The organism is Streptomyces niveiscabiei (assembly GCF_033794345.1).
GTDB classification, from domain to species: domain Bacteria; phylum Actinomycetota; class Actinomycetes; order Streptomycetales; family Streptomycetaceae; genus Streptomyces; species Streptomyces niveiscabiei.
The window spans coordinates 34,989-45,355 of record NZ_JARAYJ010000055.1 but is presented as its reverse complement, the minus strand read 5'-3'; the positions used below and the strand labels follow the sequence as shown (position 1 = coordinate 45,355).

The following is a 10,367-nucleotide window of genomic DNA, read 5'->3' as shown; positions in this document are numbered from 1 at the left end:
GAGGCGGTACTCGTCGGCGCAGAACGCGGCGAGCATCTCGAACTCGGCGGGGGTGACGAGGGAACGGCCGGTGCGGGTGGGGAGTGCGGTGGTGGGCATACGGCGCCTCTCACGGTCGGGGCGAAGGCTCTGGGCTTCGGCCACGAACGGGACGTTAGGCGGCGTGATTGCTTCTCGGTGGGCGGATTGCGCGCGATTGCTCGCCCTGAAAGAGAGCTTGTTTCCGATTGCTCAGGAGGGGTCCAGTGCTGCCCTCGCCCGGCCGATGAGGCGGCGGGCCGACGAGCCGTACACGGCGGATTCGGCGAGCCAGTCCCAGGCCCGCTCGTACAGCCGGAGATCCTCGTCCCCCTTGAGCCACAGCTCCTCGCTGATGGTCTCGACGATGACCAGGCGGCGGTCGAAGATCCAGAACCCGTGGGACGGCAGGGGCCGCATCTGCACGCCGAAAGGGAGGATGCCGAGTTCGACGCGGCGCTGTCCGACCAGGTTGTAGAGCCGGTCGAGTTGCTCGGCCATGACGTCCGCAGGGCAGTGACGGTGGTAGAGGGCGGCTTCGGAGAGGAGGAAGCGAAAGGTTTTCCCCGGGTCGTACAGCGTCTCCTGGCGCCGCATCCGGGCCTCGACCGCGCCCTCGGAGGCCGGGGGAATGCCCTGGAACTCCGCCAAGGTGTCGAACATCCAGCGGGCGTACTCAGGTGTCTGGAACAGGCCTGGGACACAGGTCACTTCAAGGCCGCGGATCATTTTCGTCGTCTCGGACTGGCGCACCGCGACTTCCTGACGGCCACGGAGTCCGCCGGCCAGCTGACGCCGCCAGGAGCGGTGCCGTTGCTTCGACTCCAACCCGGCGAGCAGGCCCTGGAGTTCGGCGTCCACGTCCGGTCGGCCACAGGCATGCGCCCATGCGGTCAGGTCCGCCGGGGACGGCGTCTGCTTGCCGTTCTGCAACCGGGAGACCTTGGAGGGCTGGCACCCGAGCCGGGCGGCCAGCCCTTTGCCGTCGAGACCGGCCTCGGTGCGCAGCTCGCGAAGCCGCACGCCGAGGGATTCTCTGGCGGTCTGGTAATCCGTACTCACATGGCCGAACGTACCTGCCTGGCGAACTCTTCGGTACGGATGGCGTGGTGCCAGGCGGCGTCCCTGGCCTGGCAGGCGACGAGGACTTCGGCCGGGTCCTCGGACACGTACACGCCGAGGGTGACGTCTTCGTCGTCGATCACGAAGCGGACGACGACCTTGGAGTCGAAGAGCCAGAAGTCGTAGTCGGGGAGCCTCAGTTGCTGGGCTTCGGCTCGGGTGAGGTTGCGGATGTCCTCGCCGGAGGCGACGTTCGCGGGTGCGCAGGCAAGGAGGAACTCCTGCCCCTGGGTGGGCGGTTCGTCGACCAGGCGGACTCGTTCGAAGCGCTTGCCTCGGGCCGTCTGGGCACGGACGTTGTCGTGCCAGGGGTTGTCCGTGTCGCGCGAGATGTCCTCACCGGCGAGGAACTCGCTCCACTTGGAGCTCGCGCGGTCGGACGCGTAACCCCGCTGCGTCTCCAGGCGCCAGGCGGTGTGCTCGAAGTCGCTGAACAGGTGGGTGATGGCCTCGAACGGCTGGAGTTCGGGGGCCTCGTGCCGGGGCGCGTACTGCGTCAGCAGTGTGCGCGGGACGCGGACGAACGCCTCGGACTCCTTGACGTCCTTGAGCTGAGCCAAGTGCCCGGGGTCGGTCTCCCGCTCCCCCTGTACGAGGATCTCGTCCGTGCCCTCGATCTCGTACAGGGTGGGGCAGTTACCGAGTCCGCTGGTCGTCCCGATGAACCTGAGCGTCATGTCTTCCTCCTGCCGAAGTCTGCCGGAGATCAGAATGCTCCCTGGGACCAAGGCGAGATGAGGAATTGCGGCAAAGTGCGCGGGCACACAGAGATTCGGCACCGGATTGCGCGCAATCCCCCACGCCCCCTCTCACCCCAACAACCCCACAGCCGGCGCCAACCCCCGCTCCCCCACCGGCATATCGTCCCGAATCAGGTTCTCCGGGATGAACACCCCGGCGATCACGCCGCCGGTCTCGGAGGCGCGGACCTCCACCCGCAACCCCTGCCGTTCGCGCAGCCGGTTCACCACGAACAAGCCGATCTGCTTGGCGTCGAGAAGGTCGACCTTGTCGGACTGGATCTTGCGGTTGGCGTCGGTGAGGGCGTCCTCGTTCATGCCGAAGCCGCTGTCCTCGATCTCGATGAGGATGCCGTCGCGCAGGTGGGCCGCGCGGATGTGGACCTGTGTCGAGGGCGGGGAGAAGGACGTGGCGTTCTCGACGAGTTCCGCCAGGAGGTGGACGACGTCCGCGACGCAGCCGCCGACGAGGGAGACGCGGGGGGTCGCCCAGATCTGGACCCGGTCGGCGTTCTCGATCTCGGAGACGGCCGCACGCAGGACGTCCGTGAGGGCGATGGGGTCGCGCCAGCCCCGGCCGGGGGCGATGCCGGAGAGGATGAGGAGGCTCTCGGAGTGGCGGCGCATACGGGTCGCGAGGTAGTCGACGCGGTACAGGTCGTGCAGGTCGGCCGGGTGCTGCTCGCGGTGTTCCAGCGCCGAGAGGAGGTCGAGCTGGCGGTGGAGGAGGACCTGGCTGCGGCGGGCGAGGCTGACGTAGACGCCGGAGATGCCGCTGAGGAGTTCGGCGCGCTCGGAGGCGGCCTTGAGGGCGGCGCGCTGGACGGCCGTCAACGCCGTACCGACCTGGGCGAGTTCGTCCCCGGCGAGGCGCCGCATGGGGGCCTCGGCGTCGATGTCCACCCCTTGCCCGGCGTGCAGGCGCCGCATCGCCTGCGGCAGCCGCCGCCCGGCCACTTCGAGGGCGGAGTTGCGCAGGTCCAGCAGCTCGACGATCAGCCCCCGCCCGACCAGCACGGACACCAGCAGCGACAGCAGCACGCCGACGAGTCCGAGCACCACGGCGACGCCGGACGCGCCCAGCGTGTCCCACCCGAAGGGGTTCGCCTTGGCGGTCGCGGCGACCCCGGCGTCCGCCTCGGCGCCCGCCAGCCCGCCGAGCACCTGCCCGACCGCCGTGTCCCACCCGGTGAGCGAGGGGACGGCGCCGGTCTTGCGCACCTGGTCCTCGACGGCGCGCACGGTCGCGTACCGGTCCCCGTCGAGCACCCGCCGGTACGCCGCCCGGTGCTCGGCCTTCAGATCGGCGACGGCCGGTTCGAGCAGCTCCCGCTGGTTCGCGACGGCGCCGACGAACGGGGCGTACTCGGCCCGCGTCAGCCGCCCGTCCGCGAGCAGCGCCTGCTCCTGCGCGACGGCCTCCCGCGCCCGCCCCAGCTCCAGCAGGACCCGCGCGTCGGAGGCGTCCGCGCTGTGTACGGCGCCGGCGAGCGCGCCGGTGACGGCGAACCCGTGCCGGACGACCGCCGAGTAGCCGTCGAACGTGGGACGCGTACGCAGGGCGGTGAGCGCCCTGGTGTCCCCCTTGAGCGCGTCGAGCCGCGCGGGGAGCGCCGCGTCGAGGAGCCCGGCGTCGGAGCCGGCGGAGTTGATGCCCTCCAGGACGACGGCGGCGGCCCGGTCGGTGGCGGTCTGCGCCTTCCGGTAGCCGTCGGGGTCCCCGCGCAGCGCGGCCGTCCGTTCGCCCTGCACGGCGGTGACGAACTCCCCGACGGGCGCGAGGAGTTCGGCGTTGACGTCCTTGCCGCGTTCGGCGTCGCCGATGCTGGAGGCGGTCGTCACGGCGGCGAAGCCCCACAGGGCCATCAGCGAGACGACGGGCAGCATCAGGAGGGCGACGATCTTCGCGCGGACGGATCTGGGCCGCAGGCGGTCGGTCGCTCGGGGGATACGCATGGAGACCTCTCAGAGAAGCTCAGGGAAAAGGGGTGCGGCGCCGACCCCCGATACGGCACCGCACCCTGTCTAGGCAGTCGTCAGCTCGACCTCGCGCAGCAGCTCCGCCGCCACCGCCGAATCGTTTCGCCCGGCCCCTGTCGGGGAGAGGGCGACGTACGCGGACGCCAGGAACAGGAACGACCCCAGCACCACGGCCAGCGGGAAGATGAACTGTGTCGCCGTCACCCCCGCCAGCGCCGCGCTGCTCGGCGCGAGCGAGATGTCGACCGCGAACATCGCCGTGTAGTGCATGGAACTCACCGCGAGCCCCATGACGAGCGCGGCGAGAGCCGCCAGCACCGGCCCGCGCACGACCAGCGTCAGCGTGAGCGCGGCGGTCGCGGCGACGACCGCGATGGCGACGGACGCGATGACCAGCGCCGGGTTGTAGCTCACCTCGCCGTGCAGGTTGAGCGCGGCCATGCCGGTGTAGTGCATCGCCGCGACCCCGAGCCCCGTACCGAGGCCGCCGAGGACCACCGAGGTGACGCGGGAGCGCCCGTACCCGGCGGTGAAGACGCCCGCCGCGACCACGCCGACCGACATGAGCAGGCTGAGGACGGTCAGCGGGACGTCGTACCGGATCGGCGTGCCGGAGACCGTGAAGCCCAGCATCGCGACGAAGTGCATCGTCCAGATCCCCGAGCCGATCGCGACGGACGCGAGGACGAGCCAGTTGCGCTTCGACGCGCCCTCGGACTCCAGCGCGCGGACCGTGCAGCGCAGTCCGAGCGCCGAGCCGACGCAGGCCATCACATACGACAGGACGGGCGTGACCCATCCCGCGCTGAAGTGGTCCATGTGCCCCATCGGGACTTCCTCTCGGCCGGGGTGGCCGATCTTGCCATCCGGTTCCGGCCGGTCAGACTGGCGCGAAATGGACCATGAACCACATTGCTGAACATTAAATTACTGGGCTGCGGGCAATATTCCAGGAGACGTTCACACTGGTCAGCGCCTTATGTGCGGGATCTCCCCGAGCCCTTCACGAGCCCATGACTAACAGGTCAGTTCAAGCCACCACGGTCGCGCCGGGCGCGGGTGCGACGGCCGTCCGCACACTGCGGCACGTGCCCGACGCCGCGAGCCGCTCCGCGATACGTGCCGCCCCGGCCGCGTCCCGGGCGAGGTACGCGGTCGTCGGGCCAGACCCCGAGACCAGCGCCGCGAGCGCGCCCGCCGCACGGCCCGCGTCCAGCGTCGCGCTCAGCTCCGGGAAGAGGGAGAGGGCGGCGGGCTGGAGGTCGTTGGACACCGAGGCGGCGAGGGCGTCGGGGTCGCCCTTCGCGAGGGCGTCGAGCAGGGGTTTCGACGCGACCGGCTCGGGTACGACGACGTCCGCCGTCAACCGGTCGAACTCCCGGTACACCGCCGGGGTCGACAGCCCCCGTACGGCCGTCGCGAACACCCAGTGGAAATCGCCGCCGACCTCCAGCGGGGTGAGCCGCTCCCCCCGCCCGACGCCGAGCGCCGCGCCACCGACGAGACCGAAGGGGACGTCGCTCCCCAACTCGGCGCAGATCTCCAGGAGTTCCTCCCGGGACGCCCCCGTACCCCACAGCGCGTCACACGCGACCAGCGCGCCGGCGCCGTCCGCGCTCCCGCCCGCCATCCCGCCGGCCACCGGGATGTCCTTGGCGATGTGGATGTGTACGTCGGGACCGCGCCCGTACCGCTCCCCCAGCGCGATCGCCGCGCGGGCGGCCAGGTTCGTACGGTCCAGGGGGACCTGGCCGGCGTCGGGGCCCTCGCAGGTGATCCGGAGTTCCTCGGCGGGGGTGACGGTGACCTCGTCGTAGAGGCCGACGGCGAGGAAGACGTTGGCGAGGTCGTGGAAGCCGTCGGGGCGGGGCGAGGCCACGGCGAGCTGGACGTTCACCTTGGCGGGGACGCGGACGGTGACACTCACGACGGCTCCTCGGCGACCTTGTTCTCCGCGATCCTCGCGAACTCCTCCACCGTCAGCGACTCCCCCCGCGCCTGCGGCGAGACCCCCGCCGCCACGATCGCCGCCTCCGCGGCAGCCGCCGACCCCGCCCACCCGGCGAGCGCCGCCCGCAGCGTCTTGCGGCGCTGCGCGAACGCCGCGTCCACCACGGCGAACACCTCCTGCCGGGACGCCGAGGTCTTGACGGGTTCGGCCCGGCGGACCAGGGACACCAGCCCGCTGTCCACGTTCGGCGCCGGCCAGAACACGTTGCGGCCGATCGCGCCGGCCCGCTTGACCTCGGCGTACCAGTTCGCCTTCACGGAGGGAACGCCGTACACCTTCGAACCCGGCGCGGCGGCGAGCCGGTCGGCGACCTCCGACTGGACCATCACCAGCGTGCGCTCGATGCCCGGGAACGTCTCCAGCATGTGCAGCAGGACCGGTACGGCGACGTTGTACGGCAGGTTCGCGACCAGCGCGGTCGGGGCGGGGCCCGGCAGCTCGGTCACCTTCATCGCGTCGGAGTGCACCAGCGCGAACCGCTCCGCGCGCGCCGGCATCCGCGCGGCGATCGTCGCGGGCAGCGCGCTCGCGAGGACGTCGTCGATCTCCACGGCCGTCACCCGGTCGGCGGCCTCCAGCAGCGCAAGCGTCAGCGACCCGAGCCCCGGTCCCACCTCCACGACCACATCGTCCGCCCGGACATCTGCGGTCCGGACGATCCGGCGGACGGTGTTCGCGTCGATGACGAAGTTCTGGCCACGCTGCTTGGTGGGCCGCACGCCGAGAACGGCGGCGAGCTCACGGATGTCGGCGGGTCCGAGAAGGGCATCGGGGGTGGGGCTGGTCACGGGACAAGGTTACGGGGGTGGTGGAGTGGTCGGTCACCCGTGCAGCCGTGCCCCGCAGTGTGGCCACGGGCTCGCCCCCCGGCGTACGTACAGCTTCTTCGCCCGGTACGTCTGTTCCGAGGCCGGTGCGTCCTGGGGGCGGCCGGTGCCGCCGAGGCTCTGCCAGGTGCGGGTGTCGAACTGGTAGAGGCCGCCGTACGTGCCCGAGGGGTCGACCGCGTTCGGGCGGCCACCCGACTCGCAGGCCGCGAGGCCGCCCCAGTCGAGGCCGTCCGCGCCCGCCACCGACATCGGCAGGGGCTTCGTACCCACCCGGACGAGCTGGTCGCGGGGCTCCCGGACGACCTCCACGCGGACCCTCTTCGGCTTCTGGCGGACGCCGTTCACCGTCCTCAGCGCGTACGTCACCCGCCGCAGCCCCGGTACGCCCGCCTGTTCCACCACCTCCGTGCCCTTGAACAGCGAGGGGTCCTCGGAGCGGCGCACCTCGAAGTCGACCGGCTCCTCGCGGACCTCGCGGGTGCCGGTGATCCGCAGGACGGTGATCGTCTGACCGTCGCGGGGGAAGCTGCCGGGCGGTACGGAGGTCGTGTCCTGCCCGGACAGCGTGATCCCGGCGGCCTCGACGGCCTCGCGGACGGTCCCGGCGTTCGTGCGGATCGTGCGGGCCCGCCCGTCGGCCATGACGGTGACGGACCGCTCCGTACGGACGTCCAGCGCGAGCCCGGCGCGGCCGATCCGCTGCGAGCGGGACGTGGAGACGTACGCGCCCTCGGCCCGGACACCGAGCTGCCTGAGCGCGCCCGCGACGGTCCGCGCGGTCGTCCACACCTCGCGCCGGGTGCCGTCGAGGGTGAGCCGTACGGGGCGGCCGTAGTGGACGGTGACCTCGTCGCCGCTGGCGAGTTCCTCGCCGGGTGCCGGGACGACGAGGTCGTGCTCCCCGATCCGTACCCCCTCCTCCGCGAGCAGTTCGGTGACGTCGTCGGCGAAGGTGTGCAGCGTGCGGGGCGTGCCGTCCACGGTCAGCTCGACGGCCTTGTCCTGGGCGACGAACGCGCTGGTGCCGCCGGCGAGGAACGCGACGACCAGGGCCTGCGGCAACAGCCTGCGCACCCCCGACTCGCCGGCCCCCTTGCCCCCCTTCCCCCTCCGCCGCTTCGCGGCCCGCCGCCGGGCGCCGCCCTGGCGGGGCACCACCGCTTGCGGAACGCCCGGCTGCGGAGCCGTTGCCTGCGGAGCCGGCGAAAAAGGCCGCTCACCCGGATATTCCCCCTCCACGACAGGCGGCTCGTACTGCGGTGCGTACGTGTACTGCGGACTGCTCACGCCGACACGCTCCAGAAGACGGGGGTCAATCGGGCCCACAGAACCTAGCGGGTCCTACGTGACTCTCCAAAGCGACTCGACTACTCAGGGTGCCGTTCGAATGAGGGGGTACCGCTCCAGCACCGCCCTCGTCAGCCGTACTCGCGCAGAACAGCGACCAGTTGACGCCCCTCGGCGGCCTTGCGGCGCAGCAGTACGGCGGCTGTGGTGTGGAGTTCGTTCCAGGAGTGGGGGCGTCCGACGGCCGACGCGTCGGGGACGGATGCCGTCGCGACGGCCAAGGACTGGGACGACTCTCCGGCTGCGGCGAGGGCATGGGCGAGGCAGGTCCGGTACCAGGTTCTGTCACGCCGGTAGGTGTCGGGCAGGGCGGCGAGGCCGTTGGTGAGGCGATCGACGGCTGTCCGCCAGTCCCGTACGTGCATGGCGGCCATACCGCGTTGCAGGGTGAACCAGGTCTCGCCGTAGAAGTACATCCACGGCGGCTCGTCCTCCGGGCGTTCGGCGGCCCGGCCGATCAGGGCTTGCGCGTCGTCCAGGAGCCGCATGGCGTCGTCCGCGTCGCCGTTGAGGGCGTGGCCGCGGGCGGCCATCTGTGCGGCCATGCCCTGGACGCCGAGGGACGCGCCGGAGACCGACCACTGTGCGGCTTCGGCGAGCCGTACGCACCGCGTTCCCCGTCCGCCGGACCACGCCATGTGAGCCTTCATGCTCAGCGTCGTCGCGGCCATGTCGGCGTCCCCGGCCTCCAACGCCCATTCGTGGCTGCGGTCGTACCAGGCCAGCGCGGCGGCCGACCGGCCCTGGTCTTGTGCCATCCAGGCCAGGAACTGAGCGTGTTCGGCGGCGAGCCGGACCACTCGGTCGGCCAGGGGGCCGCGCGCTCCCGTATAGAGACCGACGACCGTACGAAGCTGCTGGCGCATCACGCCGGCCAGCGGGCGGGAGCCGATCTCGTCCTCGGCCCGGCGGTGCCCGGCCAGCAGCCGGTCGAGCCAGTCGAGGGTGGGCGTGTCCACCCGGTGTCCGTCGTCGACAACGCTGGTGACGCGGGTGAGCAGGTCTTCGTCGGGTGCCATGTCGTCCAGCACCAGCGCGGGAACCGGTGCTGCTGACGGGGGCACCGTGCTCGCGGGTATTCCCAGTCCCACGACAATGCGCCGCCGTACCTCGGTCGAGGTGACATGCCGTCGCCCTCGCTCGATGTCCGACACGTCGGGCTGGGCGAGACCGACCCGTTCCCCGAGCTTCGTCTGACTCAGGCCGGTAAGCCTGCGGTAGTTGCGGAAGACCGCGCCCCAGTCCTCTTCAGCGGCTGCGGTGACGAGTGCCGGATGAGACCACAGATCGGGTTGGGGGTTCCCCATAACTCCCAATATAGGACGGGGCTATAGGACAGTGGGATGGGAATACGCGGTGGCGGGCGCGAAGGTCTTGTTCCGAAGACCCCGGCGGCCTCGCAGGGCCCCGGGGCGTGGCCAACGCTGCTGAGGAGCGTCACCATGCCCGACGGTACAGCCCCGTTCGGGGAGACACAGCGTCCTCCCGGACCCCGGATGACGATGCACGTGTTCACCGTCGACCGGTACGGCCGGGTCACTCGCGACCACGGCATCCGTACGGTGTCCGTCGGGCCGAACCCGGTGCGGGAAACGCTGCCACTGCGGTTCCCCGCGTGTGCCTGTCCGTCTCCTCGGCCTCGCCGGACGCCACGACGTGGGACATGTCCGGGAGTCGGCTCGGTGCCTGGTGGCTCTGGGAGAGCGCTACGACATGCTCGCGACGAGGACGCGGACATGAACCGGCACGCGCTGGCCATCGCCTACCTCAGCGTCCACGCCGTGCCCCGAACGCTCGACAGGAATGACACCACCGGCATGTCGCACATCCGCCGCTCCTAGACTGGCTCGTCCCCACCCGACCGGAAGAAGGAACCCATGCGACCCGCGCGCTTCCAGGACTGGCTGATCGACATCGTCAAGAACACGCCGGGAGTCGGTCGCGTCCAGTCCCTCGCCGACAGCGGTGACAGCAAGCACCCCTTCGGTATCGCGCTGACGCGGGACGGCAAGGAAGAGCTCTGGCAGATCACCGGCCAACTGGCCGACGGCGAGAAGCACGACCACGAGGAACGCCCGGTCGAGGACACCCCGTTCTCCGCGCCGGTTCCGGAGGCCGGCGCTGCGGCGGACGTCTGGCTCATCGGTGTGATCGGCGCGTCCGAGTCCCCGGAGATCGCCCGTGTCGAGCGCTGGCAGGACCGCCCCGAAGGGGCGTCGCAGTTCGGCTTCACGGTGTTCTTCCACGCGGGCTCCCGCGCCTTCGTCCGCCCCCTGTAGACCCTCTGCGACACGCTGAACGACGGCATGTCGGGGAGTG

Annotated in this window: 9 protein-coding genes; 1 reads left to right on the top strand and 8 read right to left on the bottom strand. The window is 71.3% G+C overall.

The genetic code is table 11. The annotated features are described in order from the left end of the window. Positions 1 to 231: 231 nt before the first annotated feature. The 8 genes from PV682_RS40655 to PV682_RS40620 form a co-directional block, all read right to left on the bottom strand. Entirely contained in the window at positions 232 to 1,080 is an 849-nt protein-coding gene (locus PV682_RS40655; RefSeq protein WP_319737507.1) for a helix-turn-helix domain-containing protein, read from the bottom strand. Next, positions 1,077 to 1,817, bottom strand: a complete 741-nt coding sequence (locus PV682_RS40650; protein ID WP_319737506.1) for a DUF6879 family protein — start codon at positions 1,815 to 1,817, stop codon at positions 1,077 to 1,079. The genes PV682_RS40655 and PV682_RS40650 overlap by 4 nt, the downstream gene beginning before the upstream one ends. A 132-nt stretch (positions 1,818 to 1,949) precedes the next feature. Continuing rightward, on the bottom strand, positions 1,950 to 3,836 hold the full coding sequence (locus tag PV682_RS40645; RefSeq protein WP_319737505.1) for a sensor histidine kinase: 1,887 nt from the start codon (positions 3,834 to 3,836) through the stop codon (positions 1,950 to 1,952). A gap of 69 nt (positions 3,837 to 3,905) precedes the next feature. Next, positions 3,906 to 4,688 (bottom strand): MHYT domain-containing protein, encoded by a 783-nt coding sequence (locus PV682_RS40640; protein WP_319737504.1) that lies wholly within the window; start codon positions 4,686 to 4,688, stop codon positions 3,906 to 3,908. Between the two features lie 202 nt (positions 4,689 to 4,890). Beyond that, positions 4,891 to 5,787 carry a 4-(cytidine 5'-diphospho)-2-C-methyl-D-erythritol kinase gene (locus PV682_RS40635; RefSeq protein WP_319737503.1) on the bottom strand — a complete coding sequence of 299 codons (897 nt, stop codon included), beginning with the start codon at positions 5,785 to 5,787 and terminating at the stop codon, positions 4,891 to 4,893. After that, positions 5,784 to 6,659, bottom strand: coding sequence for a 16S rRNA (adenine(1518)-N(6)/adenine(1519)-N(6))-dimethyltransferase RsmA (gene rsmA, locus PV682_RS40630; protein ID WP_319737502.1), 876 nt, complete (start codon positions 6,657 to 6,659; stop codon positions 5,784 to 5,786). Before rsmA ends, PV682_RS40635 begins: the two co-directional genes overlap by 4 nt. Before the next feature lie 33 nt (positions 6,660 to 6,692). Beyond that, positions 6,693 to 8,027: a ubiquitin-like domain-containing protein gene (locus PV682_RS40625; protein WP_407705823.1), complete on the bottom strand. Its 1,335-nt coding sequence runs from the start codon at positions 8,025 to 8,027 to the stop codon at positions 6,693 to 6,695. A gap of 92 nt (positions 8,028 to 8,119) precedes the next feature. Beyond that, the gene (locus PV682_RS40620; RefSeq protein WP_319737500.1) at positions 8,120 to 9,355 is read right to left on the bottom strand and encodes a helix-turn-helix domain-containing protein; all 1,236 of its coding nucleotides are present in this window, start codon (positions 9,353 to 9,355) and stop codon (positions 8,120 to 8,122) included. A 570-nt stretch (positions 9,356 to 9,925) separates the two neighbouring features. On the opposite strand from PV682_RS40620, the gene PV682_RS40615 reads away from it, so the two are divergent. Beyond that, complete coding sequence (locus tag PV682_RS40615; protein ID WP_319737498.1) at positions 9,926 to 10,327, top strand: hypothetical protein; 402 nt, start codon at positions 9,926 to 9,928, stop codon at positions 10,325 to 10,327. Positions 10,328 to 10,367: the final 40 nt, after the last annotated feature.

What these genes read in the sequence shown, in the direction of transcription:
- PV682_RS40645 (WP_319737505.1), bottom strand. Translation starts at nt 3,836, where the DNA reads ATGCGTATCCCCCGAGCGACCGACCGCCTGCGGCCCAGATCCGTCCGC.
- PV682_RS40640 (WP_319737504.1), bottom strand. Translation starts at nt 4,688, where the DNA reads ATGGGGCACATGGACCACTTCAGCGCGGGATGGGTCACGCCCGTCCTG.
- PV682_RS40650 (WP_319737506.1), bottom strand. Translation starts at nt 1,817, where the DNA reads ATGACGCTCAGGTTCATCGGGACGACCAGCGGACTCGGTAACTGCCCC.
- PV682_RS40620 (WP_319737500.1), bottom strand. Translation starts at nt 9,355, where the DNA reads ATGGGGAACCCCCAACCCGATCTGTGGTCTCATCCGGCACTCGTCACC.
- PV682_RS40615 (WP_319737498.1), top strand. Translation starts at nt 9,926, where the DNA reads ATGCGACCCGCGCGCTTCCAGGACTGGCTGATCGACATCGTCAAGAAC.